Origin of the sequence: Herbaspirillum frisingense, from assembly GCF_047325095.1 — a bacterium.
Taxonomy (GTDB): Bacteria; Pseudomonadota; Gammaproteobacteria; order Burkholderiales; family Burkholderiaceae_D; genus Herbaspirillum; species Herbaspirillum frisingense.
Window position 1 is genome coordinate 2,270,305 of the sequence record NZ_CP168558.1, and the last position, 26,182, is coordinate 2,296,486.

The window sequence follows — 26,182 nt, forward strand, 5'->3', positions numbered from 1 at the left end:
CGCTTTTTGCCTGCCTTTTGCCTGCTTCTGGCAGGCCACAAATGACAAATGCCGGCACCCGCAAGGGGCCGGCATTTTGTCTTGGTGCTTCCGCAGTACGGTCAGTGTGGCCGCTGCGCTCAGTAGTTCAGCTTGGCGTCCAGGAAGTTGAGCATGGAGCGGTAGGCCTGGCTGCGCGCATCCGGGTTGCCGCCACTGGTGACGCCTTCGCCCCGCTTGCCCACGCCGGCCACGTCCATGCGCACATGCACCGGCAGGCCGGGCGCGTCGAAGTCGTGGTAGGTGTCGGGGTAGAGGCGCAGGGCGATTTCAGTATCGCTGCCCTGCATCTTCTGTTCGATCGCTTCGCAGGCCTGGGGTGGGGTCCAGTCGTCGTTTTCACCCATCAGGATCAAGAGCGGCGCGGCCGGCTTGAAGGCTTCGCCGGTCTTGGCATAGGGGCGGCAGTCGGGATAGAAGGCCACGGCTGCGCGCGGCTGGATCTTGCGCACGGCCACATCGGTTTCTGCCAGATTGATCGAGGCCAGCAGGGTCGAGGCGCCGTGCGACCAGCCCAGCAGGGCGACGCGCTTGACGTCCACGTCCGGCTGGGAGGTGACCCAGTGCATGGCCGCCTGCACATCGAAGCGCCGGTTCATGGCACTGATCTCGCGCTGGGCCACGGTGTCCTGGCAGGTGGAACGGCGGCCACGCGGGGTAAAGCTGTCGGGGAACAGGACGTTGTAGCCGGCGTCGGTCAGTACCCGCGCCATGGCCAGGTGGCGTGGCGTGAATTCGCCCTTGCCATCACGCACCATGCTGTAGAGACCGCCACAACCATGCAGGGCGATCACGGTGGGATAAGGTCCCTTGCTGTTGAGCGACTTGCGCGCCTTGATCCACACGCCATAGAGCGCGGTCGCCTTGCCACCCTTGCTGTCCACGCTGGTCAGCGAGACGCGGCGGGCTTCCAGTGGCGGCGGCGGTGCCGAATTGGGCGCAGCCTGCACGCGTGCGCCGATCAAGGCCAGCGTTGCTGCAATGCAGAACGCAGCTACCGGTTTTCCCCAGTGTTGCATAGTGTGTGATTCCCCGTATCGATGCCGCACCGTCTGTTTCCAGGCCCGCCCCATGGCCCGGGAAAATGGTCTCTGAAGCAATATCCTTCAGGGTTTGCGACGGTGACGTGTTCTAAATTCGTTCAGCCTTTATTTTACAAAAGTGAAGAGCTCGTCGGCGTGGCAAATCGGTTTTTTGCGCTGCAAAAACCTGATCCTGCACAAACCTCGGGCGTGGCTGTCCATCCTTCGCAACAGCTTGCCGTCTTGCCAAATGACACTTCATCCATCTGTTATCGGCATGTAAAGCCTGAACTTGAGACGGGGCGTCTCCCGGCGATGATCGCTCTTCTCATGGCAGGGCGAAAAAAAGCTGCCCGGTCATCCCGGGCAGCTTGCGGTGAAACATCTGATGCAGCGACGCTCAACCGGTATTGCGCAAGCCGGCGGCCACCCCGTTGATGGTGAGGTGGATGCCGCGCTGCACGCGTTCTTCCGGCGTGCGCTTGGCCGCCGCGGTGGCGCGGTGGCGCTTGATCAGTTCGACCTGCAGGTGGTTCAGCGGGTCGAGGTAGGCGAAGCGGTTCTTGATCGAGCGTGCCAGCAGCGGGTTGGCGGCCAGCCGTTCCTTGCTGCCGGTGATGGTGGAGAGTACGGCGCTGGTGCGTTCATGTTCGTCGGTGATACGGCCGAAGATGGTGTTGCGCAGCTTGCGGTCGGCCACCAGCCCGGCGTAGCGCGAGGCCACGGCGAGGTCGGTCTTGGACAACACCATGTCCATGTTCGACAGCAGGGCGGCGAAGAATGGCCATTCCTTGCACATGGCGCGCAGGGTCGCCAGGCGCCTGGACGTCTCCTTGGCGTTGCCGGCCTCGCCCAGCCAGCCCGAGACCGCGCTGCCAAAGCCATACCAGCCCGGCAGCAGCAGGCGGCACTGGCCCCACGAGAAGCCCCAGGGAATGGCGCGCAGGTCTTCGATGCGCTGGCTGGCCTTGCGTGAGGCCGGGCGCGAGCCGATGTTCAGTTGCGCGATTTCGGCGATCGGCGTGGCGGCAAAGAAGTAGTCGGTGAAGCCCGGGGTTTCATAGACCAGGTTGCGGTAGGCCTGATAGGCGCGTTCCGACAATTCCTCCATCACCCGCTCGAACTCGGCCAGCTTCCTGGCTTCTTTGCTGTCGGTGTTGGTCGGCATCAGGCTGGCCTCCAGGGTAGCGGCAACCAGCAGTTCCAGGTTGCGGCGACCGATCTCCGGGTTGGAGAACTTGGAGGCGATGATCTCGCCCTGTTCGGTCAGGCGGATCTGGCCGTTCACGGTACCCGGCGGCTGCGCCAGGATGGCCTGATAGCTGGGGCCGCCGCCACGGCCGACGGTGCCGCCGCGACCATGGAACAGGCGCAGCTTGACGCCGGCCTCGTTGAACAGCTCCACCAGCTGGTTCTCGGCCTTGTAGAGCTCCCAGTTGGAGGTCAGGAAACCACCGTCCTTGTTGGAGTCCGAGTAGCCCAGCATCACTTCCTGCAGCTTGCCGTGCTTGGCGATGAGGCCCTTGACCTGGGGTTGGGTCAGCCAGCCGCGCATGATCTCGGCGGCGCAGCGCAGGTCGGGGATGGTCTCGAACAGCGGGATCACCATCAGCTCCAGCGCCTGCAGCTGGTTGCCTTCGATATGCAGCAGGCCGGTCTCCTTCTGCAGCAGCAGCACTTCCAGCAGGTCCGACAGGGTTTCGGTATGCGAAATGATGTAGTTGCGGATGGCGCGCTCGCCATAGCGGCGGCGGATCTCGCGGGCCGCGCGCAGGATGGTCAGTTCGGAGTCGGTCTCGTCGGCATACTGCACGTAGGGCGAGTACAGCAGTCGTGGTCGCGACAGTTCACCCAGCAGCAGCGCGATCTTGCGCTCTTCGCTCAGGGCCGCGTAATCGGCCTCGACCTGAGCCTTGGCGAACAGGTCGGCCAGCACGCGTTCGTGCACGTCCGAGCTCTGGCGCATGTCCAGCGTGGCCAGGTGGAAGCCGAAGATTTCCACGGCGCGCTTGAGGCCGGCCAGACGCGGCTTGACCAGTGCGGCGCCGTGATGGGCCTGCAGCGACGTCACCAGCACGTCCAGTTCGGCCACGCAGTCGGCCGGGTTGGCGTAGGGGGAGGCACTGCCGATTTCCTGGCGCAGGATGTTGACCACGCCCAGCGAGCGGGCGGTGGCGGCCAGGCGCGCATAGATGCCGATCAGGGCGCGCCGGTAGGGCTCGTCGGCGCGATGTTCGGAGTGATCCGGCGAGGTATCTGCCAGGGCCAGCAGTTCCGGGCTGGCATCGACCATCAGGGTCGAGATGGACAGCTCGGCACCCAGCGTATGCACTTCATCGAGGTAGTAATCGAAGATGGTGGTGGACTGGCGCTTGAGGGCATGCTGCATGGTGGCAGCATTGACGTTGGGATTGCCGTCGCGGTCGCCACCGATCCAGCTGCCCATCTGCAGGTAGGGCGGCAGCTCGGCCACGCGCGCCTTGGCACGCGAGGGGAACTGGCTGTCGATCTCGGCTTCGATGTCGTCGTACAGCGCCGGCAGCTCGCGCAGGAAGGTGATGCGGTAGTAGGAGAGGGCGTTCTCGATCTCGTCGGCCACCGTCAGCTTGGTGTAGCGCAGCATGCGGGTCTGCCACAGGGTGGCGATGCGCGCGCGCAGCAGTTCGGTGTTGTGGCGCAGTTCGCGGGGCGGCAGCGGCAGGTCGCGCTCGGCCACCAGGCGGGCGATTTCGCGCTCGGCGTCGAGGATGGACTTGCGTTGCACTTCGGTCGGGTGGGCGGTCAGCACCGGCGACACCAGCGCTTCCTTGAGGAAGCTGCGCACCTGGGCGCCGGAAACACCGGCGTCATCCAGGCGCGACAGCGCATAGGCCACGCTGCCCGGTTGCGCTTCGGAACCGGCCAGCAGGTGGGCGCGGCGGCGCCGGTTGTGGTGCTGGTCCTCGGCGATGTTGGCCAGGTGCGAGAAGTAGGAGAAGGCGCGCACCACCGAGTTGGTCTGGTCGCGGGTCAGCTTCTTCAGGAGCTTGTCGAGCTCGGCACCGGCTTTGGCATCGGACTCGCGGCGAAAGCGCACGGCGGTCTGGCGGATGGTCTCCACCACCTCGAAGACGTCATCGCCTTCCTGTTCGCGGACCACCTCGCCCAGCAGGCGGCCCAGCAGGCGGATATCTTCCTTGAGCGGGGCATCCTTGTCGGTGCCGCGTGCGGGTTTGCCGGGTGCAATGGCAGGCTTGGCAGTCTTGGCGCCAGCCGGACGGGAGTTGGAAGAAGCGGAGCGGGCACTGCGTGTAGTTGGATTTGTAGTCGCCATGATCAACGGTTGCTGCGGTTTTCGGGGAGGAAAGTCGTGCTTGTGGATCGGTTTGCCAGTGGTGTGCGTGCTAGAATTTGCCTCGTTTTTTATGGTTGCGTTTCGCTTCTGAACTGCGTTTTTGATCGTTTTACAGTCTGGATTCGCCGGTCTCCTGCTTTCCTTGTCTCCTCTGCCGCGGGTGCCACGACTGAATCGGAAAGCCCGTCTTGAAAGAATTTCCTCCTTCCAACATCGTCATCGTTTCGCGTGAAAGTCGCCTTGCCATGTGGCAGGCCGAATACGTGCGAGACCGTCTGGCGGCATTATATCCGCAGTGCAGCATCAATATCCTCGGCACCACCACGCGTGGCGACCAGATCCTGGATCGCACGCTCTCCAAGGTCGGCGGCAAGGGTCTGTTCGTCAAGGAACTGGAAGTGGCGATGGCCGAAGGCCGCGCCGACCTGGCCGTGCACTGCCTGAAGGACATGCCGATGGATCTGCCCGAAGGCTTCGAGCTGGCCGCCGTGCTGGAGCGCGAAGACCCGCGCGATGCCTTCGTCTCCAACGACTACGCCTCGCTGGACGAGCTGCCCGACGGCGCCGTGGTCGGCACCAGCAGCCTGCGTCGCCAGGCCATGATCGCCGCCCGTTATCCGGAGCTGGTGGTCAAGCCGCTGCGCGGTAACCTCGATACCCGCCTGGGCAAGCTGGATCGCGGCGACTATGCCGCCATCATCCTGGCCGTGGCCGGCCTGAATCGCCTGGGCCTGAAGGCGCGCATCCGTGCCTTCCTGGAGCCCGAGCAGAGCCTGCCTTCGCCGGGGCAGGGGACGCTGGCCATCGAAATCCCGGAGGGCCGCGACGACATCAAGCGCCTGCTGGCGCCGCTGCACGACGAAGCCGCCGCCGTGGTCTCGACGGCCGAACGTTCGGTCTCGCGCATCTTCGGTGCCAGCTGCCAGATTCCACTGGCGGCCTATGCCACGCTGGACGGCGATCGCCTGCACCTGCGCGCCATGATCGCCACGCCCGACGGCGAACAGGCCGCTGCCGCCGAAGCCGAAGGCACGGCAGCCGCGCCGGAAGCGCTGGGCGCCCAGGTTGCCGATCTGCTCAAGGCCCGTGGCGCCGACGCCATCCTGGCCGCCTGCAAGGCCCAGGCCGATGCCGCTGCCAGCTGAGTCGGCAGGCGGCTTGCCGGTGGTGGTCACGCGACCACTGCAGCAGGCGCAGGCCTTTGCCGACGCCGTGCGGCAGCTGGGGCGGGCAGCGGTGGTGTTCCCGCTGCTGCAGATCGCGCCGGTCGAGGATGTCGGCACCCTGCTGGCCACACTGTCGCGCTTGCAGGAGTTTGCGCTGGTGGTCTTCGTCAGTCCCAATGCCATCGATGCCGCATTCGCTCACCTGGATGGCTGGCCAAGTGAACTGCCGATAGGCATCGTCGGCGAGGGCAGCCGGCTGGCCCTGTGCGCGCATGGCATACAGGCTTCCAATGCCACTCTCTACGGCCCGCAGCGGGCCGACAAGATGGATTCGGAAGAATTGCTCAAATCCCTCCCCTTGGAACAATTGCGCGGTCGTCGTGCTCTGATCGTGCGCGGCCAGAGCGGCCGTGACTTCCTGAGTGAAGCATTGCAACAACACGGCGTGATGGTCGAACACCTGACCGCCTATCGCCGCCTGGCCCCGGTGCTGGATGCGCAAACTCGCCCGCAGCTGCTGGATTTGCTGGACGGTGGAGCCGATTGGGTGATCACCAGTTCGGAGGCCTTGCGCAATTTGCTGGAGTTGGCAAGACTAGCCGGGGGCGAGGAACGTGTGGTAAAACTGCAACGACAGCGTATCTTCGTCTCGCACCACAGGATCGCCGAGAACGCACGGGAGCAGGGCTTCGTGCAGGTGATCCAGACCGGTTCGGGCGATGAGCGCCTGCTTGCTGCCCTTGCTGCCTCTGCTACTTGAGTGGCCGCGTAATTTGCCGCGTTACAATCCAGCCCATGAACGAACAGCAATCCACTCCCCAATTGCCGGAGCCCCAGCCGCAAGCCAGCCAGAGCGCTGGTGCGGCCGCCTCGCAGGCGTCCTATACCTTCACCACGCCGGACGGCACCGCCGTGATCCGCCGTCGCCAGCGGGCACAGACCGTCGTGCTGCTGCTGGTCATCGCCGGCCTGGGCGCACAGTGGTGGGTCTCGCATTCCGAACTGCGCGACCTGCGCAGCGAAGTGGCGCAGCGCCTGCAGAGCGGCGACAACAGCAGCAATGAGCTCAAGGGCGTGTTGAAGAGCGTGCAGGAAAGCACCAAGGAACTGCAATCCAAGGTCAGCGTGCTCGACAGCAAGCAGGCCGAATCCCAGAGCCAGCAACTGGCCCTGGAACAGATGTACCAGGACCTCAACAAGAACCGCGACGACTGGGCCCTCTCCGAGATCGAGGAAGTGCTCTCCACCGCCGACCAGCAGCTGGAGCTGGCCGGCAACGTCCAGGGCGCCCTGATCGCCCTGCAGAATGCCGACAAGAGCCTGTCGCGCTCGGACAAGGCGCAGTTCATCGTCATCCGCCGCGCCATCGCGCGCGACATCGAACGTCTGAAGGCACTGCCGACGGTGGACATCGCCGGCATCGCCGTGCGCCTGGACAGCGCCATCGGCCAGATCGACAACATGCCGTTGCTGGTGGACGAGCGTCCGGTGGAATCGGCCACCGAACCCCGGCCACAGCGCGTGAGCCCGGCGCCCGCTGCGGCCCCGGTCAGCAAGGCCAATGCCGCGCATCCCAAGACCAACACCAAGGCCGAAGCCGCACCGGCCGAAGCCTCCGCCTGGTCGCAATGGCTGGCCGGCGCCCGTGAAACCTGGCAGAGCATGAGCACCGAGATGTGGTCCGAGCTGCGCCAGCTGGTGCGCATCCGCGAAGTGCAGACGCCCGAGGCGATCCTGCTCTCGCCCGGTCAGGCCTATTTCGTGCGCGAAAACCTCAAGCTGCGCCTCTTGAATGCCCGCCTGGCGCTGCTGTCTCGCAACGAATTCGCCTTCCGCAACGATCTGGCCTCGGCCCAGGACACCATCGCCAAGTATTTCGATACCCGTGCCAAGCAGGTCCAGACCACCCAGTCGCTGTTGAAGCAGGTGCAGGGCAGCAACCTGTCCATCCAGTTGCCCACGCTGGCGGAAAGCCTCAACGCGGTGCGCAACTACAAGGCCCGTCCCTGAGCCGCTGACGCATACCTGATATGAAAATACTGCTCTGGCTCCTGACCCTCTTCGCGTCCGCCATCGGCCTGGCCGTGCTGGCACGCTTCAACCCGGGCAATGTGGTGCTGTTCTACCCGCCGTACCGCATCGACCTGTCCCTGAACTTCTTCATCTTCGCCGTGCTGGCGGTGTTCCTGGCGATCTACGTGGTCATCCGCGCCGTGCGCCTGACCCAGAAGCTGCCTGGCCGCGTGATCGCCTATCGCCGTGCCAAGCGCGAGAACGAAAGCAACAAGGCCCTGCGCGATGCGCTCAAGGCCTATTTCGAAGGTCGCTTCGGCCAGGCTGAAAAGTCGGCCACCCGTGCCTCCGACCTGGCCGACAATGCCGGCATCGCGGCCCTGATCGCCGCCCGCGCCGCGCATCGCATGCGCCAGGGCGAACGCCGCGACATCTGGCTGGCCAGCACCGAGGTCGACCCCACCCTGAAGGCGGCGCGCCTGATGACCGCGCTCGAACTGCAGGTGGATGAACACCACTTCAAGCAGGCGCTGGAAACGGTGGAAGAACTCAACGCCAACGGCACGCGCCACATCCAGGCGCTGCAGTGGGCGCTCAAGGCCAACCAGCAAGCCAAGAACTGGCCCGAGGTATTGCGTCTGCTGCAGACCCTGGACAAGCGCAATGCCCTGCATCCGGCGCTGTCCAACCGTCTGCGCGAGATGTCCTACGACGCCTTGCTGTCGGACAGGGCGCACGATGCCGAATCGATCCGCCTGCTCTGGAACGGTGTTCCCGGCACCGACAAGCTCAAGCCCTACATCGCCGTGCGCGCGGCCCAGGCCTTCTCCAGCCGTGGCCTGCATGACGAAGCGCGCAGCCTGCTGGAACGCGCCCTGGCGGCCGACTGGGATATCCGCCTCTTGCGTGCCTACCGCGAATCGACGGCCGAGGCAGGCTCGCCGGCGCTGCTGTCGCAGATCGAGCATTGCGAATCCTGGCTCTCCCGCAATCCCACCGACGCCGAACTGGCCCTGACCCTGGGCATGTTCTGCCTGCGCCAGAAGTTGTGGGGCAAGGCCCAGCGCCATCTGGAGCAAGCCCTGTCGGACGCCATCGAGCCGCGCACCGTGCGCGAATCGCATCTGGCGCTGGCGCAGCTGCATGAAGCGCTGGACCAGCCGGACCAGGCCGCCGCCCACTACAAGCAATGCGCCCTGGCCACGGCCATCCGTTGAACTTGTTGCAGGCAGGAATGACCAAGGCGGAAGCGGTGCAAGCCCTTCCGCCTTTTTTGCAGGCGACTGTCATGTTGGCGTAAGTTGCAGCCGCCAAGATGCAGACCCAAGTCCGATTGCCGCTATAATTGCGGCTTTCCGCGATCAGGCCCGCCGTACGGCCTGCGCGAAAAAGCTTTCTGTTTTCTTTCCCTAGTGAGAATCCCATGAGCCTGAACAACGTCCCCGCCGGCCGCGACCTGCCCAATGACTTCAACGTGATCATCGAGATCCCGATGAACGCCGATCCGATCAAGTACGAAGTGGACAAGGACACCGGCGCCATCTTCGTCGACCGCTTCATGGGCACCGCCATGCACTACCCGTGCAACTACGGCTACATTCCCCAGACCCTGTCGCAGGACGGTGACCCGGTGGACGTGCTGGTGATCACCCCGTTCCCGCTGATCCCGGGCGTGGTGGTGCGCTGCCGCCCGATCGGCGTGCTGAAGATGACCGACGAATCCGGTATCGATGCCAAGCTGCTGGCCGTGCCGGTCGACAAGATCCTGCCGATCTACACCCACTGGCAAAAGCCGGAAGACCTGAACGAACTGCGCCTGAACCAGATCAAGCACTTCTTCGAACACTACAAGGACCTGGAAAAGGGCAAGTGGGTCAAGGTCGAAGGCTGGGAAGGCCCGGACGCTGCCCGCGCCGAAATCCTGGCCGGTGTGGAAGCGTTCAAGAACGCCAAGTAATCCCGACGCCATACCCAGAAAAATCGCCCGACAGGTTTGCGCCTGTCGGGCGATTTTTTTTGATACTTCGCTTACCTACCTCCGTTCGGACTGAGTAGGCCCGGATGGGCCATATCGAAGCCTGTCCTGAGCCTGGCGAAGGGGCGCTCCGTCAGCGCCTTGTCTGCGGCCGCTGCGTCTTCGATACGACGCTGCGCGTCTACTCAGTCCGAACGGTCTGGAGAGGGGCTCAGGCTAGTCTTAATCCAGCTTGGCGGCGTGCTCGCGGGTGGCGTGGAAGGTCACTTCCGGCCAGCGTTCCTGGGTCAGGCGCAGGTTCACGCCCGAGCTGGCCAGGTAGGCCAGGTTGCCGGCCGCATCCACAGCCAGGTTGGCACCGGCCGAGGAGCGTTCGAAATCGGCCAGCTTCTTCTTGTCCTCGCAGGTGATCCAGCGGGCGCTGCTGATGCTGGTCCCTTCGAAGACGGCATCCACGCCATATTCGTTCAACAGACGGCTGGCCACCACTTCGAACTGCAGCACGCCCACCGCACCCAGGATCAGGTCGCTGCCGGTCACCGGCTTGAAGACCTGCACCGCGCCTTCTTCGCCCAACTGCTGCAGGCCCTTGTGCAACTGCTTGATCTTGAGCGGATTGCGGATGCGCGCCACCCGGAAGAAGTCCGGCGCGAAGTAGGGGATGCCGGTGAACTGCAGCATCTCGCCTTCGGAGAAGCTGTCGCCGATCTGCATGTTGCCGTGGTTGGGCAGGCCGATGATGTCGCCGGCATAGGCCTCTTCCACCTGCTCGCGGCTGGAGGCCATGAAGGTCACCACCGAGGACACCTTGATGTCACGGTTCAGGCGCAGGTGCTTCAACTTCATGCCGCGTTCGAAGCGGCCCGAGCACACGCGCAGGAAGGCGATGCGATCGCGGTGCGCCGGGTCCATGTTGGCCTGGATCTTGAAGACGAAGCCGGAGAAGGGCTCCTCGGTCGGCTTGACCTCGCGCACGGTGGCGTCGCGGCCGCCCGGACCGGGCGCCCAGTCCAGCAGCGCGTCGAGGATCTCGCGCACGCCGAAGTTGTTGATGGCCGAACCGAAGAAGACCGGCGTCTGCACGCCGGCCAGGAAGTCTTCCAGGTTGAAGGGGTGGGAGGCGCCATGCACCAGCTCCACCTCCATCTTCAGTTGTTCGATCTCCAGCGGGAACATCTCTGCCAGCTTGGGGTTGTCGATGCCTTTGATGATTTCCACGTTGCCGTTGGCGCGTTCTTCGCCGGCCTTGAAGAGCATGATCTCGTCGCGCAGCAGGTGATACACGCCACGGAAGTTCTTGCCCATGCCGATGGGCCAGGTCACCGGTGCACACTGGATCTTGAGCACCGACTCCAGCTCATCGAGCAGCTCCAGCGAATCGCGGGTTTCGCGGTCCAGCTTGTTCATGAAGGTGATGATGGGCGTATTGCGCATGCGGCAGACGTTCAACAGCTTGATGGTCTGCTCTTCCACGCCCTTGGCGGCGTCGATCACCATCAGTGCCGAGTCCACGGCGGTGAGCACGCGGTAGGTATCTTCGGAGAAGTCCTGGTGGCCCGGGGTGTCAAGCAGGTTGACCACGTGGTCGCGGTACTCGAACTGCATCACCGAGCTGGCCACCGAGATGCCGCGCTGCTTTTCGATCTCCATCCAGTCCGAGGTTGCATGACGGCCGCTCTTGCGCGCCTTCACGGTACCGGCCAGCTGGATCGCACCCGAGAACAGCAGCAGCTTTTCGGTCAGCGTGGTCTTGCCGGCGTCAGGGTGGGAAATGATGCCGAAGGTACGGCGGCGCTTCACTTCGCGCGCGATCAGGTCGGACGAGACCTTGCGGCCACCGCTGGAGACGTCCGAAGCGTCGGAGGCGTCGTCGGCAGCGCTGCTGGCGACGTCGGGGAGTGCGTTGCTGGGTTCTTGCATGGCGGGTCGCCTGTTTGGAAAGCTCTGGAGAACCCGAGATTATAACTGAAGCGGCCCGCGCTCCCGCATGTTTGCCGGATGGCAAGCTCTGCCGGGGCGGGCCGTTGCGAAGAGTGCTTTGTAACGGTGCTCAGGAACGTTCTCCTCAGGAACGTTCGTCACGGCGCTCTTCGCGCCGAGGATGCTGGTCGCGTTGCTGCTCCCTCTGCTGTTGCTGGCGTGCCTGCTGCTGGACCTGCTGGCGTTGCGCCTGTTCCTGGTGCTGGCGGGCCTGTTCCCGCGCCTGTTCCATCTGGCGCTGCTGATCATGCTGCTGGTTCTGCAGCTGCTGCTGGCGCATCTGCTGTTCACGCTGTTGCTGTTGTAATTGCCGTTGCTGCATCTGTTGCTGGTGCTGCAGTTGCTGTTGCGTCTCCTGCTGGCGCATCTGCTGTTCACGCTGTTGCTGCTGCAATTGCCGTTGCTGCGTCTGTTGCTGATGTTGCAGTTGCTGTTGCGTCTCCTGCTGGCGCTGCTGCCATTGCCGCTCCTGCGCCTGTTGCTGCTGGCGTTGTTCCCGGCCTTGCTGCTCGCGCTGATCCTGCTGCTGGCGAATCATCTGTTCGCGCTGGCGTTGCTGCTCATTGGCCTGCTGCTCCCGCTGGTGTTGCTGCTCCACCGCCTGGCGCTGACGCAACTGATCCTGCTGGGCCACACGCTGCTGGACATTGTCCGCCACCGGGAGCGGCCGCGGCTGGGCGCCCGGCATCGGGTGATCGCGCCACGATGGTGCGGCCTGGGCCTGAGCTTGCCCCGGACCGGGCGGCGGAGTCAGGGCGGGTGCCGGTTGCCGGGCGTAACGGCCACCACCGCCATAGCGCGCATCGTGATGCCAGACCACCGGCCGCTGGTTGACCGTGACGTTATTGACCACCCGGGTGTTGTTGATGTTGTTCACGTTGGTGACATTGGTGACGTTATTGATGCGGGTCTGGCTCACCATCACCTGCCGCTGCCGCCAGTCGGGACGGGCATCGCCGAACACCGCGTTCATCACGCCGATCCCGGCGCCAAAGCTGATGCTGGCCGAGAAGCCGGGCGCATAGCTGGGCGGGCGGTAGCGCGGCGGCGGCGCCCACACCACGGGCGGTGCCGACGGCCACCACCAGTCGCCATACACCACCACCGGGTTGTAGTAGGGCACATAGACCACCTGCGGGTTGACCGGCACGATCTCGATCATTTCATCCTGCACCACTACGCGCTGCTGCGGGCTGGATTCCAGCGTACCGGCAATGCGCGCACGCTCGCGCAGGTTCTGCACCGTGTCCATCACCGATGCCTGCTGGCCCAGGAAGGCCTGGCCCATCTGCTGGGTCCAGTCCAGGCGGTCATTGAGCATGGCCAATACCGAGGGGAATTGCACCAGCGCCTTCACGCTCGGGTCCCAGGGCATGGACGCCACCGCCCGCGCCAGGCCATCGCCTTGCAGGCCGGGGCGGGCTTCCACGAAGCGCTGCGCCTGCACCACTTCCAGCGGATAGGTCGAGGCCATCAGCACCTGTGCCAGCAGCGAATCGGGATACAAGGCCACCGGCGCCAGCATCTGGTCCAGTTGTTGCTGGGTGTAGACGGGCGGGGCGGCCGGTACCGCGGGGTAGGCACTTTGCGCCTGCGCGGGCAGGCCCGAGACCAGTGAAAACAGCAGGCAGGCGGCCCAGGCCAGGGATTTCTTGTTCACGTCATTCTCCTTGCCGAGTTGCGCGGGAAGGAAGGGACTGAAGAAGTATTCGGCTTCCAACGCATTGAAGTGAACCTATAGTCCGTCAACCGGCAAGAGGGAGGTGTAACGGAAGTGCAAGCGATGTTTCAGTGGCCGGATGGGGGCGCAACCTGGTGGCAACTTGGTCGTGTAGGCCGCTTGCCCGGTGGAAAGCCTTGCGCAAGGCGGGGGCGGGTGTGGCATCATGAACGGCCACGGAACAAATCTCATCAATGGAATCGATCAATCGGGCGGCTTATCGCCCGTGCGCAGATGAATCACTGACACGACCGAAGAGGGGAAACGTTCCAAACTGTTTTCGCAGCACCGCATCAGGCAATCTTTTTACGACAACAAGCCATCAAGCAAGGAACGACCATGAGCCATCACCTGATCTGGCGGCGCGATGATTTCCTCATCGACACCGATCCCGACCGGCTGGACATCCCCCTCATCCACGACGTATTGACCCAATCGAGCTGGTCCCCCGGTATCGACCTGAACACTGTACGCACCGCCATTGCCAACAGCCTGTGCTTCGGCCTCTATCGCGGCAAGGAGCAGATCGGCTTCGCCCGCGTGGTGACCGACCACGCCACCTTCGGCTACCTGTGCGACGTCTTCGTCATCAGCGACCTGCGCCGCCAGGGCCTGGGCCGCTGGATGATCGAGTCGGTGAACCAGCATCCCACCCTGCAGAAGCTGCGCCGGGTCATGCTGACCACCTCGACGGCCCCCTGGCTGTATGCCAGCTGTGGATTCGAAGCCATCAATCGCGGCGATTTCGTCTGGCACATCTCCCGGCCGGACATCTACCGGCAGGCCAGTCCGCAGTAAATGCATAGACGGCGGAGCGCAGCGCGTCGCTCCGTCGTGGTCTTTACCTTCGCTCTCTTTTTTCTCCGCCTTCTCTACCTTCCCCGCACTGCGCTGCCGTTGGTCGAATGGCTGTCGCCGCACCCTCCGCGCCTTCTCCGTACTTTTTCCTGTATTTCCCACTGTCGTCTTTGTCTGCTTACGTGTCCACATCGCTCGGCAAGCTGCTTCGCCGTCCAGGACAAATGTAAAGACGCGTCGAAATGAACGAAATTCCCTGACGAAATCTACGATACAGCATAAAATTTGTCACAAATACGAACCATTATCATTCGTATTTATATAAATGAAACTGACAAATTTTTCTTCGATCAGGATAACTTTGATGTCACCCTCCCTATTTGCATCTGCCGTTCCCGCATCAAACTCCCATCCCTCCCTGCGTCCTCTGTGCCGTGCGATGCTGATGGCCGGCATGGCCGGGTTCACCCTGTGTGCGCAGGCACAGCAAGCAGTCGCCGACCAGAGTGGCGCCTTGCCTGAGGTCACCGTCTCGGCCCCGCAGGTCGAGCAGCCGCCCACCGAAGGCAGCGACAGCTATACCGTCAAGCGCAGCCGCTCGGCGACCAAGTTCTCGCTCTCGCCGCGCCAGACGCCGCAGTCGGTGTCGGTGGTCACGCGTGCCAGGATGGAAGACTTCCATCTCACCAGCATCAACGATGTCTTCGCCACCACGCCCGGAGTGACGGTGGACCGCGTGGAAACCGACCGTACCTACTACACCTCACGCGGTTTCGACATCACCAACTTCATGTTCGATGGCATCGGTATCCCCATGACCTACGGCCTGATGTACGGCGATACCGAAATGGCCATGTTCGACCGCGTGGAGATTGTGCGCGGCGCCAACGGGCTCACCACCTCCACGGGCGACCCGTCGGCCACGATCAACTTCATCCGCAAGCGGCCGACCACGGATTTCCAGGCTTCGGCGGCGCTCAGCTATGGCTCGTGGAATACCCGCCGGCTGGAAGCCGACATCTCCGGTGCCGTCAACGAGGCCGGCACTGTTGCGGCGCGAGTGGTGGCAAGCCATCAGGAGGGCAATTCCTACCTCGACCGCTATCGCCCTACGCGCGACCTGTTCTACGGCGTGGTGGAGGCCAACCTCAGCAGCAGCACCCTGCTGACCCTGGGCTACAGCTATCAGAAAGTGCATGGCAAGGGCGCCATGTGGGGAGCCTTGCCCCTGAGCTATACCGATGGCACGGCCACGCATTACGGTAGCAATACCAGCACATCTGCGGACTGGTCGCGAATGGATACCGAACAGCAGCGGGTCTTTGCCGAACTGAGTCAGGACCTCAGCGCAGGCTGGCAATGGAAGAGCACGGTGGGCTATAACGAGATGCGTACCGATTCCGCCCTGTTCTATGTCTATGGCACACCCGACAAGAGCACCGGCGGCGGGCTGTATGCCTATCCCAGTCTCTATGCCGGCGTGAACCGCCAGGCCTACCTGGACAGCAACCTCAGCGGCAAATACAACTTGCTGGGGCGCGAGCATGAATTCAACCTGGGCGTGAATCTCTCCAACTCCCGTGTAGTCGATGTCAGCAACTACGGCCGTGGCATTGGCACCGAGCTGTTCGGGCAGCAGGCCTTCGATGGCAGCTTTGCGCTGCCGGTCTTCGATGACGGGACCGATGGCAGTCGCTACACCGACCGCCGCAAGAGCGTCTATGGGGCCACCCGCCTGAACCTGTCGGACCGGGCGAAACTGATGCTGGGGGCCAACTACACCCAGGCCGACGCCTCCGGCTACGCCTATGGCGAACCGCATGCGCTGGCGCAGTCGGCGCTGTCGCCCTATGTCGGCCTGACGGTGGACCTGGATGAGCATTTCTCGGTGTACGGCAACTACACCAAGATCTTCAATCCCCAGACCCGAACCGATGCTGCCGGCGCCGTGCTGGCCGCCGCCCGCGGTCGTTCGTATGAACTGGGCGTGAAGGGGGAGTTTGCCGACGGCAAGCTCAATACCTCGCTGGCCGTGTTCCAGGTCGACCAGAGCAATGTGGCCGAACAGGCCGGTACCATCGGCGCCCGCGCCTATTACCGTGGCATCAATGCGCGCTCCGAAGGGATCGAATATGAGGTGTCGGGTGAGCTCACCCGCGACTGGCAGGTCGGTGCCGGCGTGGTCTGGCAACGCATCACCGGTGACGAGGGCGAGCAGGTACGCCTGTACGTCCCGCGCCGCCAGCTGCGCCTGTCGACCACCTATCGCCTGCCGCAGCTGGAAAAGGCCAAGATCGGCGCCAGCCTGAACTACCAGAGCAAGAGCAGCTACGACAGCAGCAATACCGCCTACCAGGGCGGTTACTCGGTGTTGAACCTGATGGCCAGCTATGACATCAGCAAGAACCTGACCCTGTCGGCCAGCCTGAACAACGTGCTCAACAAGCAGTACCTGACCACCGTCTACTGGAGCCAGTCCTACTATGCGGCACCGATCAACGGCACGGTGAGCCTGCGCTGGAAGTATTGAGCGGCGCGTCGCATTGCCATTGCCAGCGCCGGCCCGGATGCCGGCGCTGGCCGCTCATTTGCGCTTGCGCCGGCTCGGTGCCATCTCCCGCATGAGGGCCACGAAGCGCTGCGCGCCCAGGCCCAGCGGGCGGTCCTTGCTCCAGACCACGTCCACCCACATGCGCTGCTGGTTGCTGATGTTGTCGAAGTCGATTACCACCAGCGCGCCAGCCTCGATCTGGGTCTGCACCAGGCTGTGTGGCAGGTAGGCCCAGCCCAGGCCCTCGCGCACCAGCGACAGCGTGGCCAGGTGATTGTCGGTGCGCCAGATCTGCCGCGCCAGGAAGAAGCGCGGGTCGGAGATGCGGGCATCGCGGCTGGCCACGGCGATCTGGCGGATGTCGTACAGGTCCTCGTAGCGCAGCTTGCGCTTCTTGCGCAGCCGCGCCGGATGATCCGGCGCGATCACGGCCACCATCATCTCGCTGCTGAATTCCTGGAAGGCCTCACGGTCGTTGCCGGCATGGCGCTCGAAGACCAGTGCCAGTTGCGCCGTATTGCCGTAGAGCATGCGCATGGCGTCGGCCTGCGGCGAGGACAGCACCTCCACTTCCAGCGAGGGGAATTCCGTGGCCAGGACTGCCAGCGGCCGGGCCCAGGGAATGGACAGCAGTTCCGGCGCCACGGCCAGCGTCAACTTGCGCTCCAGCCCGCGATGCATGGCCAGGGCGTGGGTGTCGAGCTGGCGCAGGGTGCTGGCCAGCAGGCGGGCATCCGGCTCCAGTGCCCGCGCCAGTTCGGTGGGACGGGCGTCGCGGGCGGTGCGGTCGAACAGCACCAGGTCCAGTTCCGCTTCGAGCTGGCTGATGGTCATGCTCACCGAGGAGGGCACGCGCCCCAGCGCGCGTGCTGCCGCAGAGAAGGAGCCGCTGTCGAGGACGGCCAGGAAGACCTTGACGTTGTCGCTGGAGAAAGCCATGGCAGGGAAGGGTGGCGAAGCGGCCAGCGATCTATCAGAAAAACTGAAAGAAGCCGACTTCTTCTATCAAAAACATCATCATAGAATGCTTTCCATTGCAAGACCAGCCGTGTTGCTTCATCCACAGCCTGTGGCCGGCCAGGGCTTGCAACAGGAGAACTCATGCAAGGTTTCAAACGCAAGCTGGTCTACGCCAGCCTTTTCGAGGCGCTGGCCATCGTCTTCACCACGGTGGGCCTGACGGTATTTGCCGGCCACGACAGCAGCCATTCCTGGGCGGCAGCGGTGGCTTCCTCCACCATCGCCTTCCTGTGGAACTTCGTGTTCAATGGTCTTTTCGAGCGCTGGGAAGCACGCCAACCGCGTCGCGGCCGCAGCTTCGGCCGTCGCGCTGTCCACGCCATCGGTTTCGAGGGCGGGCTGGTGATGATGCTGGTGCCGCTGTTCGCCTGGTGGCTGGATATCAGCCTGTGGGACGCGCTGGTGCTGGACTTCGGGCTGATCGTCTTCTTCATGATCTATACCTACCTGTTCAACCTGCTGTTCGACCGCATCTTCGGCCTGCCCAGTTCAGCCTTGCCGCTCGAGTCGCAGCCTGTCCAGGCGAAGCCGGCGGCACCGATCGCAGGCACCCGCTAATCCCGGCGCGGGTGGCGCCACTGTCTGATTGTCTTATTGTTTTAAAATAGCGCGCTACCCATCCCGCCAGGAACCGCCATGTACATCCCTGCCCATTTCGCCCAGACCGATACTGCCGAGCTGCATCAGCTGATCACCGCGCATCCCTTCGGCGTGCTGGTCTCGCACACCGCTGGCGGGCTCGATGCCAACCACCTGCCGTGTCACCTCGATCCCGCGCAGGGCGCGTTGGGGACCTTGCACCTGCACGTGGCACGCGCCAACCCGCTGTGGCGCGAACTGGCCGACGGCGATGCGGTGCTGGTGGTGTTCTCGGCCGGCGACGCCTATATCTCGCCCAGCTGGTACCCCAGCAAGCATGAAGCCCATCGCCAGGTGCCGAGCTGGAACTACATGGTGGCGCACGCCCATGGCCGGGTCACCATCCGCGACGACGAGCGCTACGTGCGCGGCGTGGTGGCCCGCTTGACGCGCACCCATGAAGCCGCCGAAGAAAAGCCGTGGAAGATGTCGGATGCGCCCGCCGAATTCACCGATACCCTGCTGCAGGCCATCGTCGGCATCGAGATCGAGATCACACGTCTGGAAGGCAAGCGCAAGCTGAGCCAGAACAAGGAAGTGCGTGACATCGTCGGCGCGGGTGAGGCCCTGCTGGCACGTGGCCACGAGGCCGTCGGCCAGGCCATGCTGGAGGCTGCAACGAAAAAGTCATAAGGCCACGGTGCAGCTTGTTCGGTTACTGGCTGTATATTGGCAGTATAGTGCCGCTTACTGGTAACTTATTGCACGATTCCAGCGAAGTTACGTACACCCGTGCTCCCTGGGCCTGTGTAGAATCCTCCGCATTGGTGCCTGGACACCTTTTCGTTTTCCCGAATGCAACGAGGGTGCCCATGTCTTCCTTGACCCCTTTGTCCTCCATTGCCGCCCGCAGCGATTCGCTTGGCTGCTCCACGCGGAGCCTGGGCCAGAGCCAGGAACTGCAGGGCAGCGAGTTCAGTTTCTATCGCAAGCGGGTCGACGGCCAGGAATTGTCCCAGGTGCATACGCCGCCCTCGGATCGCGGTTTCCTGGTCGGCATCTCGATGGCACCGCAGCACCGGCGCAGCATCTTCCGGGGCAGTCAGGCGGCCCGCTTTGATTTCGGAGCGGGTGCCGTCTATACGCGCGATTTTTCCGAGGAATATCGGGCCGATCTGCAGGGACCGTTTGATTTCCTGCTGATGGAGCTACCGCTGTCCTGGTTTCATACTGCCAGCGATGAGCTGCGCGCCGGGCAGCGGCGCGTGACCGGCCTGGCGACCGTGACCGGCCAGTCCGACCTGATCCTGGCCCATCTGGCGTGTGCGCTGGCGCCGGCGCTGGCACAGCCTCGGCCTGACAGCCTCCTGTTCGTAGACCAGCTAGGCGTGGCCATCGGTACCCACCTGTTGCGGCGTTATGGCGGAGCGTCGGCACCTTCTGCTCAGACCGTGCGCCTCTCGCGCCTGCATGAGGAGCGCGCCAAGCAGATGCTGTTGCAAAAGGGGCGGGGCAACGTTTCCATTCCCGAGATCGCGCGCGAGTGCAATATGTCGGCCAGTTATTTCCTGCGCGCCTTCAAGGCCAGTACCGGCCACACGCCCCACCAGTGGCTGCTGGTGCAGCGCGTGGAAATGGCACGCCACTACCTGCGCCAGACCGAACTGTCGCTGGCGGAGATCGCGCTGGCCTGCGATTTCTGTGACCAGAGTCATTTCAGCCGTGTGTTCACGCAGGTGGCAGGGACCACGCCGGGCGCCTGGCGTCGTAGTCAGCGCTGAGGTGCGCTCGGCTGAAAAGGGAAGAAGGTCGGATGGTCGGATACCAATCCGGCCCCTGCCTCCGTGCGGGCTGCTTAGGGCACCCGCGGCAGGTCGAAGCTGAAGATGCTTCCGCCGGAGGGCGCGGCGCTCGCGTGCAGACGCCCCCGATGGCTTTCAATGATGGAGCGGCAGATGGCCAGCCCCATTCCCATGCCATCGTCCTTGGTGGTGTAGAAGGCATCGAAGATGCGTGACATCGCCTCCTCGGCAATGCCCACCCCGTTATCCTGCACCCTGACCTCGACCCGCTGCTCGTTGCAGCAGCTGGCGCTGATGCTGAGCGTAGCGGGCTTCTCCGGTGCCGCATCCATGGCATCGAGGGCATTGACCACCAGGTTCAACATCACCTGCTGCAGCTGCACCAGATCCCCCAGTACATAGACGTCCACCGGATTGAGCGCCAGGTTCAGCGCCACCTCGCGCCGCTCCAGTTCGCTGCGCGAGAGCATCAGGATGTGCCGGATCAGCGCATGCAGATTGACCCGCGTGAAGGCAGGCGCTGCGTTGCGCGTCAGGTTCTGCAGCCCCTGGATGATGCCGGCGGCGCGCTTTCCCTCGGTGATGATGTCGCGCAGTCCGGCGCGCGCATGCACCAGTTCGGGTGTGGGACGGTCCAGCCAGCGCAGGCTGGCGCCGGCGTTGGAGACGATGGACATCAGCGGCTGGTTGATCTCGTGGGCAATGGAGGCCGTCAGTTGTCCCACGGTATTGGCGCGCGAAACGCGCTCCATGTCGATCTGGGCGGCGCGGATCGCATATTCGGCCTGGCGTCGCACGGTGATGTCGGTGGCGGTGCCCATGTATTCGACGAAGGTGCCGTCCACCCACACCGGCTTGCCGATGCCGGAGAGATAGCGCACCTCCCCGGTGTCCTGGCGGCAGATGCGGTGCTCCACGCGGATGGTGCCACCCATGGCGACAGCGGCGTTGACGGTATCGATCACTTCCTGCCGGTCATCCGGATGCATGATGGCGGCGAACTCGTCATAGGTGATGCAGTTGCGGCCCGGTGCCAGCCCGTAGATGCGGCACAGCTCGTCGGAGCAGAACATCAGGTCCTCGCGTACCAGGTAACGCATGCTGCCGGTATGGTTGAAGCGCTCGCCCTGCTTGAGCAGTTCGCGACTGGTGCGTAGTTCGCGTTCGATGCAGAGCAGTTGCGCATTTTCCTGCAGCAACTGCGCATGGGCAGTGGCATTGGCCAGTGACACCGCTGCATGGGCAGCCAGTTGGCCCGCCAGATGGGCGAGCTCTGGCGCCGGAGCCGACGCATAGTAGAGATACAGCCAACCCTGTTGCACGCCTTGGTGCAGCAGGGAGAGAGACAGCGTTGCGCCTGCCAGTTCCTCGGTGCTGGCGATGCGGTCGCTCGTGGGGACGTCGTCGGGGTCGTCGGCCCGACGCGTCTCGGCCTCGATCAGCGGCACTCCGGCCTGCTGTCTTACCAGCAGGCAGCGTCGGGCGCCGGCCAGCAGGCAGACGGTATGGGTGATGGCGGCCTTGAGGCGATCCGGGTCGCGTATGGCACTGAGGTCGCGCAGGGCTTGCAGCAGGGCATCGTGGTCGGCGGGAGACGATGGGGCGGACGGCAAGGGGTTCTCCTGGCGAGTGGGGCAAGATGGGACAGGTCCGTATTGTGCCGTATCCGATGGCGTCGCGGCGCCCGGGAGGGTGTCAGAAGCGGCCATACAGCAGGGTCGCGGTCAGCAGTACCAGCAGGGTATCGGCATCGACCGGCTTGGCCAGCAGCGGAAAACCCAGCGAACTGGCACGCATGCGCTGCGGCGGGGTGACCTGGGCCGAGATGAACAGGATTGGCAGGTCCGGCCGCAGACGGGCCAACTGTTCGGCCAGTTCGAAGCCGCTCATCTGCTTCAAGCCGACGTCGACGATGGCGCAGCAAGCCTGGGCCAGACAGGTGCTGTCCAGAAAATCCTCGGCGGTATCGAAGCTGCAGCTGCGGTGCCCGGCCGAATCCAGCAGGTTGCACAAGGCAGCGCGTACCCAGAGGTCGTCATCAATGACCGCGACAGGGCGGTACTGTGACAGTGGCGTGTTCTCCCCTTCGCTCATCATCGTCGGCCAAGGTCGGCTCCTGCGCAGGTTCATCCGCGCGGCGCCGGGGTTGCCCGCACCGGCCATTGGCGCGGGCCGGCGCAGCTGTGCGCTGCCAGACGGGCGGCGCACTGGAAAAAGGTCGCTGTGTGGGCAGCGTGGCAGGTGATGCGGCGGTGTTATGCACCCTCGCGGGTGACGGCTCTATGGCCTGGTCAATCTGTGATGCCAGGCTTTCCTGGCCGATGCGTCCGGCCGGAAAGCCGGCATTCATTTCTGTTCCGGCGGCGGGTTGCCCGTGATCTTGGGAATGCACTCACGGTGGAACCAGGAAGCCGTCAGGGGTTCTCCAGCCAGCTTGCGGCGTACGATAGGCACCAGCTGCTCGCCGATCAACATGCCCAGCAAGCCCAGCAGGGCGATGATGGGCGGGGCTGGCGACTGCACTTGCAGGGCGGCATAGATCAGGCCGGCCAGGATGCCCATCAACAGGGAAATCAGATAGGGTTTCATGGGGACTCCCGGATCAGCCGCCAAACAGGTGGCCGACCCCAGTGATCAGACGTTCGCCCAGCACCATGCCGAGCAGGCCGATCAGGGCGATGCCCGGCGGCGCCGGAGAACGCACCTTGAACAGGGCATAAAAGACGCCGATCAGGATGCCGGCGCCCAGTGAAATCAGATAAGCGGACATGGCCCGGCTCCTCGTTAAGATAGTGCACTGCCACCTGGGTTGCGGCCCGTGGAGGAGCCGCGACGCAGGTGGCGAGGGCAGACCGTATTACTTGGCCGGGACCGGTGCCAGGGTCTTCTGGTTGCCGTGCGGACGTTGCTCGGCCTTGTGCACCATGGTGTAGGCGTAGTCCACGCCCATGCCGTAGGCGCCGGAGTGCTCGCGCACGATGTCCATGACGGCGGTGTAGGTTTCCTTGCGGGCCCAGTCGCGCTGCCATTCCAGCATGACTTGCTGCCAGGTCACCGGGATCACGCCGGCCTGGATCATGCGCTGCATGGCGTAGTCGTGGGCTTCCTTGGAGGTGCCGCCGGAGGCGTCGGCCACCATATAGATTTCATAGTCACCTTCGGCCATGGCGCACAGGGCGAAGCTGTTGTTGCAGACTTCGGTCCACAGGCCTGCCACGACCACCTTCTTCTTGCCGTTGGCCTTGAGGGCGTCGCGCACCTTCTGGTCATCCCAGGAGTTCATGGAAGTACGTTCCAGGACGTCGTTCTCGGGGAACACCGACAGCAGTTCCGGGTAGGTATAGCCGGAGAAGCCCTGGGTTTCCACGGTGGTGAAGATGGTGGGGATGTTGAACACCTTGGCCGACTTGGCCAGGGCGACGACATTGTTCTTGAGCACCTGACGGTCGATCGATTGCACGCCGAAAGCCATCTGCGGCTGATGGTCGATGATGATGAGCTGGCAGTTGTGCGGGGTCAGCACGTCGAGTTTGGTATTGGTGGTCATGATGATTCCCTAGATGGGTAGTGTATGGAGGAGTGTGGGCGACCCGGTGACGGGGAGACGCGGCCAGGGCCGACCCGGCAGACGGGAGTGAGGCTGCCGGAGGCGATCATAGGCAAGAGGGCAGGGCGCTGCCATTATCTGTTCGTATAGCTAGACGCTGGCACGGCGTTTTTGCACACTGCCAACACCAATAAAAGCACATGGGATGACTGGCACGTGAAGTTTTGATGACCTCCGCGCCGGCATCGACATGTGCGATCCGCCACCCTCGTTCTCCATCGTCCCTGTCTATGTCCGGAGCCTCCATGACGACCGCAACCAGCGTTACCCCCGATCTGATCCTGCTCAACGGCAAGATCCACACCGTCGACAAGCAGAACCCCATTGCCGAGGCCGTTGCCATCGGCGGCGGCAAATTCCTCGAAGTCGGCAGCGCCGCCGACGTCATGCGTCTGAAGCAGGCCCAGACCAAGGTCATCGACCTGGGCGGCCGCACCGTCATCCCCGGCCTGAACGACTCGCACCTGCATTTGATCCGCGGCGGTCTGAACTACAACCTGGAACTGCGCTGGGAAGGCGTGCCCTCGCTGGCCGATGCGCTGCGCATGCTCAAGGACCAGGCGGCCCGCACCCCGCACCCGCAATGGGTGCGCGTGGTCGGCGGCTGGACCGAATTCCAGTTCGCCGAAAAGCGCATGCCCACGCTGGAAGAACTGAACGCCGCTGCACCCGATACCCCGGTCTTCGTGTTGCATCTGTATGACCGTGCCTTGCTCAACCGCGCCGCCCTGCAGGCGGTCGGCTATACCAAGGACACGCCCAACCCGCCGGGTGGCGAGATCGTGCGCGATGCCTCGGGCAATCCGACCGGCATGCTCATCGCCCGACCCAATGCCATGATCCTGTACGCCACCCTGGCCAAGGGACCGACCCTGCCGCAGGAATACCAGGTCAATTCCACCCGCCAGTTCATGCGCGAACTGAACCGCCTGGGCGTGACCAGCGCCATCGACGCCGGTGGTGGTTTCCAGAACTACCCCGATGATTATCAGATCATCAACAAGCTGGCCGCCGATGGACAGTTGACCATCCGCATCGCCTACAACCTCTTTACCCAGAGCAAGGGCGCCGAGCTGGCGGACTTCCAGAAATGGACCGGCATGGTCAAGCCGGGCGATGGCGATGATTTCCTGCGCCATAACGGTGCCGGCGAAATGCTGGTGTTCTCGGCGGCCGACTTCGAGGACTTCCTGGAGCCGCGCCCTGACCTGGCCGATGGCATGGAAGACGAACTGGAGCGGGTGGTGCGCCATCTGGTCTCGAACCGCTGGCCGTTCCGCCTGCACGCCACCTATGACGAGTCGATCTCGCGCATGCTGGACGTGTTCGAGAAGGTCAACCGCGACATCCCCTTCGACGGCCTGCACTGGATGTTCGACCACGCCGAGACCATCACCGAGCGCAACATCGAGCGTGTCAAGGCGCTGGGCGGCGGCATTGCCATCCAGCACCGCATGGCCTTCCAGGGCGAATACTTCATCGACCGCTACGGCGTGGAGGCGGCCGAGCACACCCCGCCGATCGCCAAGATGCTGGAAATGGGCGTGCCAGTCGGTGCCGGTACCGATGCCACCCGCGTGGCCAGCTACAACCCCTGGACCGCGCTGTACTGGCTGGTGTCCGGCCGCACGGTCGGTGGTGCCAAGCTGTATGGGGCCGCCGGTCGCCTGCCACGCGAGACCGCGCTGGAACTGTGGACTGCAGGCAGCGCCTGGTTCTCCAGCGAACAGGCCAAGAAGGGCCGCATCCAGGCAGGTCAGCTGGCTGACCTGGCGGTGCTGTCGGCCGACTTCTTCAGCGTCCATGAAGACGAGATCAAGAGCATCGAATCGGTGATGACCGTGGTCGATGGCAAGGTGGTCTATGGGACCGGTGCGTTTTCCTCGCATGGTCCGGGCGAGATTCCCGTGCTGCCCGAGTGGTCGCCGGTGGCCAAGGTCCCTGGGCACTATCGTGCCGTGGCAAAGACCGATGCTGCCCGCCAGAAGAAGGCGACCCTGCCGCACGCCTGCGTCGGTTCCTGCGGCGTGCATGGTCACTCCCACGACGTGGCGCGCAAGTCCAGCGTCCCGGTCTCCAACTTCGCCGGCTTCTGGGGCGCGTTGGGTTGCAGCTGCTTCGCGTTCTGATCATGCAGGCGCGCCAACTCCCCCGCCGGCAGGGTCTGCCGGTCCCGCCCCTGGATCTGGGCCTGCTGTTCCTGCGCCTGGCGGGCAGTTTCATGCTGTTCTACGTGCATGGCCTGCCCAAGCTGCTGCATTACGCGCATGAACTGACCGTGATCGAAGACCCCTTCGGCATGGGGCCGACCGTCTCGCTGTGGGCGGCCATCTTCGCCGAAGCGCTCTGTCCCATCCTGATCGTGCTGGGCATCTTCACCCGCCTGGCCTGTCTGCCCATCATCGGCGTGCTGCTGGTGGCAATGCTGGCGGTGCATCCCGGCTGGAGCATTGCCGAGGGCCAGTTCGGCTGGCTGCTGCTGGTGATCTTCACCTCCATCGCGCTGTGCGGCCCCGGCCAGTGGCGCCTGGGACGCGGTAGTGCCCAATCGTAGGCAGCGTCTTTTCTCCACCTCA

General features: G+C 64.0%; 22 protein-coding genes. 12 read left to right on the forward strand and 10 right to left on the reverse strand.

The annotated features are described in order from the left end of the window. Positions 1 to 119: 119 nt before the first annotated feature. Together ACEOAC_RS10565 and ppc are read right to left on the reverse strand one after the other, a co-directional pair. Positions 120 to 1,058 (reverse strand): dienelactone hydrolase family protein, encoded by a 939-nt coding sequence (locus ACEOAC_RS10565; RefSeq protein WP_077235140.1) that lies wholly within the window; start codon positions 1,056 to 1,058, stop codon positions 120 to 122. A gap of 403 nt (positions 1,059 to 1,461) precedes the next feature. Beyond that, a complete protein-coding gene (ppc, locus tag ACEOAC_RS10570) occupies positions 1,462 to 4,374 on the reverse strand; it encodes a phosphoenolpyruvate carboxylase (protein ID WP_413628826.1) in 2,913 nt (970 codons plus the stop codon). Positions 4,375 to 4,583: 209 nt separating this feature from the next. On the opposite strand from ppc, the gene hemC reads away from it, so the two are divergent. From hemC to ppa, 5 genes are all read left to right on the forward strand, one after another. Beyond that, entirely contained in the window at positions 4,584 to 5,540 is a 957-nt protein-coding gene (gene hemC / locus ACEOAC_RS10575; protein ID WP_413628827.1) for a hydroxymethylbilane synthase, read from the forward strand. Further along, entirely contained in the window at positions 5,524 to 6,321 is a 798-nt protein-coding gene (locus ACEOAC_RS10580) for a uroporphyrinogen-III synthase (protein ID WP_413628828.1), read from the forward strand. The genes hemC and ACEOAC_RS10580 overlap by 17 nt, the downstream gene beginning before the upstream one ends. 35 nt (positions 6,322 to 6,356) lie before the next feature. Beyond that, on the forward strand, positions 6,357 to 7,571 hold the full coding sequence (locus tag ACEOAC_RS10585; RefSeq protein WP_102661901.1) for a uroporphyrinogen-III C-methyltransferase: 1,215 nt from the start codon (positions 6,357 to 6,359) through the stop codon (positions 7,569 to 7,571). 20 nt (positions 7,572 to 7,591) lie between these two features. After that, positions 7,592 to 8,791: a heme biosynthesis protein HemY gene (locus ACEOAC_RS10590; RefSeq protein ID WP_006463344.1), complete on the forward strand. Its 1,200-nt coding sequence runs from the start codon at positions 7,592 to 7,594 to the stop codon at positions 8,789 to 8,791. A 206-nt stretch (positions 8,792 to 8,997) separates the two neighbouring features. Next, positions 8,998 to 9,531: an inorganic diphosphatase gene (gene ppa, locus ACEOAC_RS10595; RefSeq protein WP_413444320.1), complete on the forward strand. Its 534-nt coding sequence runs from the start codon at positions 8,998 to 9,000 to the stop codon at positions 9,529 to 9,531. 240 nt (positions 9,532 to 9,771) lie between these two features. On the opposite strand, the gene ACEOAC_RS10600 is transcribed toward ppa, so the two are convergent. Together ACEOAC_RS10600 and ACEOAC_RS10605 are read right to left on the reverse strand one after the other, a co-directional pair. Next, positions 9,772 to 11,469: a peptide chain release factor 3 gene (locus ACEOAC_RS10600; RefSeq protein ID WP_413444319.1), complete on the reverse strand. Its 1,698-nt coding sequence runs from the start codon at positions 11,467 to 11,469 to the stop codon at positions 9,772 to 9,774. 145 nt (positions 11,470 to 11,614) lie between these two features. Then, a complete protein-coding gene (locus ACEOAC_RS10605; protein WP_413444318.1) occupies positions 11,615 to 13,189 on the reverse strand; it encodes a DUF3300 domain-containing protein in 1,575 nt (524 codons plus the stop codon). A gap of 399 nt (positions 13,190 to 13,588) precedes the next feature. On the opposite strand from ACEOAC_RS10605, the gene ACEOAC_RS10610 reads away from it, so the two are divergent. Beyond that, positions 13,589 to 14,047, forward strand: coding sequence for a GNAT family N-acetyltransferase (locus tag ACEOAC_RS10610; protein ID WP_006463349.1), 459 nt, complete (start codon positions 13,589 to 13,591; stop codon positions 14,045 to 14,047). 454 nt (positions 14,048 to 14,501) lie between these two features. After that, positions 14,502 to 16,577, forward strand: a complete 2,076-nt coding sequence (locus tag ACEOAC_RS10615) for a TonB-dependent siderophore receptor (RefSeq protein ID WP_413444317.1) — start codon at positions 14,502 to 14,504, stop codon at positions 16,575 to 16,577. A 54-nt stretch (positions 16,578 to 16,631) separates the two neighbouring features. On the opposite strand, the gene ACEOAC_RS10620 is transcribed toward ACEOAC_RS10615, so the two are convergent. After that, positions 16,632 to 17,537, reverse strand: coding sequence for a LysR family transcriptional regulator (locus tag ACEOAC_RS10620; RefSeq protein ID WP_413444316.1), 906 nt, complete (start codon positions 17,535 to 17,537; stop codon positions 16,632 to 16,634). Positions 17,538 to 17,699: 162 nt separating this feature from the next. Between ACEOAC_RS10620 and ACEOAC_RS10625 the strand changes: the two genes are divergently transcribed. The 3 genes from ACEOAC_RS10625 to ACEOAC_RS10635 all read left to right on the forward strand — a co-directional run bounded on the left by ACEOAC_RS10625 (position 17,700) and on the right by ACEOAC_RS10635 (position 19,978). Beyond that, the gene (locus ACEOAC_RS10625) at positions 17,700 to 18,176 is read left to right on the forward strand and encodes a PACE efflux transporter (protein WP_006463352.1); all 477 of its coding nucleotides are present in this window, start codon (positions 17,700 to 17,702) and stop codon (positions 18,174 to 18,176) included. Between the two features lie 78 nt (positions 18,177 to 18,254). Continuing rightward, a complete protein-coding gene (locus ACEOAC_RS10630) occupies positions 18,255 to 18,890 on the forward strand; it encodes an FMN-binding negative transcriptional regulator (protein ID WP_413444315.1) in 636 nt (211 codons plus the stop codon). Positions 18,891 to 19,069: 179 nt separating this feature from the next. Further along, complete coding sequence (locus ACEOAC_RS10635) at positions 19,070 to 19,978, forward strand: helix-turn-helix domain-containing protein (protein WP_413444314.1); 909 nt, start codon at positions 19,070 to 19,072, stop codon at positions 19,976 to 19,978. A 74-nt stretch (positions 19,979 to 20,052) separates the two neighbouring features. Here ACEOAC_RS10635 and ACEOAC_RS10640 read toward each other — a convergent pair whose 3' ends face one another. The 5 genes from ACEOAC_RS10640 to ACEOAC_RS10660 form a co-directional block, all read right to left on the reverse strand. Further along, positions 20,053 to 21,612 carry a sensor histidine kinase gene (locus tag ACEOAC_RS10640; protein WP_413444313.1) on the reverse strand — a complete coding sequence of 520 codons (1,560 nt, stop codon included), beginning with the start codon at positions 21,610 to 21,612 and terminating at the stop codon, positions 20,053 to 20,055. An 82-nt stretch (positions 21,613 to 21,694) separates the two neighbouring features. Further along, on the reverse strand, positions 21,695 to 22,093 hold the full coding sequence (locus tag ACEOAC_RS10645; RefSeq protein ID WP_413628829.1) for a response regulator transcription factor: 399 nt from the start codon (positions 22,091 to 22,093) through the stop codon (positions 21,695 to 21,697). Positions 22,094 to 22,345: 252 nt separating this feature from the next. Then, the gene (locus ACEOAC_RS10650) at positions 22,346 to 22,588 is read right to left on the reverse strand and encodes a DUF1427 family protein (protein WP_182992313.1); all 243 of its coding nucleotides are present in this window, start codon (positions 22,586 to 22,588) and stop codon (positions 22,346 to 22,348) included. A gap of 13 nt (positions 22,589 to 22,601) precedes the next feature. Beyond that, entirely contained in the window at positions 22,602 to 22,769 is a 168-nt protein-coding gene (locus tag ACEOAC_RS10655; protein ID WP_006463358.1) for a DUF1427 family protein, read from the reverse strand. Between the two features lie 87 nt (positions 22,770 to 22,856). Continuing rightward, positions 22,857 to 23,546: a hydrolase gene (locus tag ACEOAC_RS10660; protein WP_182992312.1), complete on the reverse strand. Its 690-nt coding sequence runs from the start codon at positions 23,544 to 23,546 to the stop codon at positions 22,857 to 22,859. Positions 23,547 to 23,851: 305 nt separating this feature from the next. On the opposite strand from ACEOAC_RS10660, the gene ACEOAC_RS10665 reads away from it, so the two are divergent. Together ACEOAC_RS10665 and ACEOAC_RS10670 are read left to right on the forward strand one after the other, a co-directional pair. After that, positions 23,852 to 25,735, forward strand: a complete 1,884-nt coding sequence (locus ACEOAC_RS10665) for an amidohydrolase (RefSeq protein ID WP_077235153.1) — start codon at positions 23,852 to 23,854, stop codon at positions 25,733 to 25,735. Positions 25,736 to 25,737: 2 nt separating this feature from the next. Then, positions 25,738 to 26,160: a DoxX family protein gene (locus ACEOAC_RS10670; RefSeq protein WP_077235154.1), complete on the forward strand. Its 423-nt coding sequence runs from the start codon at positions 25,738 to 25,740 to the stop codon at positions 26,158 to 26,160. Positions 26,161 to 26,182 lie beyond the last annotated feature (22 nt).

What these genes read in the sequence shown, in the direction of transcription:
- ACEOAC_RS10565 (WP_077235140.1), bottom strand. Translation starts at nt 1,058, where the DNA reads ATGCAACACTGGGGAAAACCGGTAGCTGCGTTCTGCATTGCAGCAACG.
- ppc (WP_413628826.1), bottom strand. Translation starts at nt 4,374, where the DNA reads ATGGCGACTACAAATCCAACTACACGCAGTGCCCGCTCCGCTTCTTCC.
- ACEOAC_RS10580 (WP_413628828.1), top strand. Translation starts at nt 5,524, where the DNA reads ATGCCGCTGCCAGCTGAGTCGGCAGGCGGCTTGCCGGTGGTGGTCACG.
- ACEOAC_RS10585 (WP_102661901.1), top strand. Translation starts at nt 6,357, where the DNA reads ATGAACGAACAGCAATCCACTCCCCAATTGCCGGAGCCCCAGCCGCAA.
- ACEOAC_RS10590 (WP_006463344.1), top strand. Translation starts at nt 7,592, where the DNA reads ATGAAAATACTGCTCTGGCTCCTGACCCTCTTCGCGTCCGCCATCGGC.
- ppa (WP_413444320.1), top strand. Translation starts at nt 8,998, where the DNA reads ATGAGCCTGAACAACGTCCCCGCCGGCCGCGACCTGCCCAATGACTTC.
- ACEOAC_RS10600 (WP_413444319.1), bottom strand. Translation starts at nt 11,469, where the DNA reads ATGCAAGAACCCAGCAACGCACTCCCCGACGTCGCCAGCAGCGCTGCC.
- ACEOAC_RS10610 (WP_006463349.1), top strand. Translation starts at nt 13,589, where the DNA reads ATGAGCCATCACCTGATCTGGCGGCGCGATGATTTCCTCATCGACACC.
- ACEOAC_RS10615 (WP_413444317.1), top strand. Translation starts at nt 14,502, where the DNA reads ATGGCCGGGTTCACCCTGTGTGCGCAGGCACAGCAAGCAGTCGCCGAC.
- ACEOAC_RS10620 (WP_413444316.1), bottom strand. Translation starts at nt 17,537, where the DNA reads ATGGCTTTCTCCAGCGACAACGTCAAGGTCTTCCTGGCCGTCCTCGAC.
- ACEOAC_RS10625 (WP_006463352.1), top strand. Translation starts at nt 17,700, where the DNA reads ATGCAAGGTTTCAAACGCAAGCTGGTCTACGCCAGCCTTTTCGAGGCG.
- ACEOAC_RS10630 (WP_413444315.1), top strand. Translation starts at nt 18,255, where the DNA reads ATGTACATCCCTGCCCATTTCGCCCAGACCGATACTGCCGAGCTGCAT.
- ACEOAC_RS10635 (WP_413444314.1), top strand. Translation starts at nt 19,070, where the DNA reads ATGTCTTCCTTGACCCCTTTGTCCTCCATTGCCGCCCGCAGCGATTCG.
- ACEOAC_RS10645 (WP_413628829.1), bottom strand. Translation starts at nt 22,093, where the DNA reads ATGAGCGAAGGGGAGAACACGCCACTGTCACAGTACCGCCCTGTCGCG.
- ACEOAC_RS10650 (WP_182992313.1), bottom strand. Translation starts at nt 22,588, where the DNA reads ATGAAACCCTATCTGATTTCCCTGTTGATGGGCATCCTGGCCGGCCTG.
- ACEOAC_RS10655 (WP_006463358.1), bottom strand. Translation starts at nt 22,769, where the DNA reads ATGTCCGCTTATCTGATTTCACTGGGCGCCGGCATCCTGATCGGCGTC.
- ACEOAC_RS10660 (WP_182992312.1), bottom strand. Translation starts at nt 23,546, where the DNA reads ATGACCACCAATACCAAACTCGACGTGCTGACCCCGCACAACTGCCAG.
- ACEOAC_RS10665 (WP_077235153.1), top strand. Translation starts at nt 23,852, where the DNA reads ATGACGACCGCAACCAGCGTTACCCCCGATCTGATCCTGCTCAACGGC.
- ACEOAC_RS10670 (WP_077235154.1), top strand. Translation starts at nt 25,738, where the DNA reads ATGCAGGCGCGCCAACTCCCCCGCCGGCAGGGTCTGCCGGTCCCGCCC.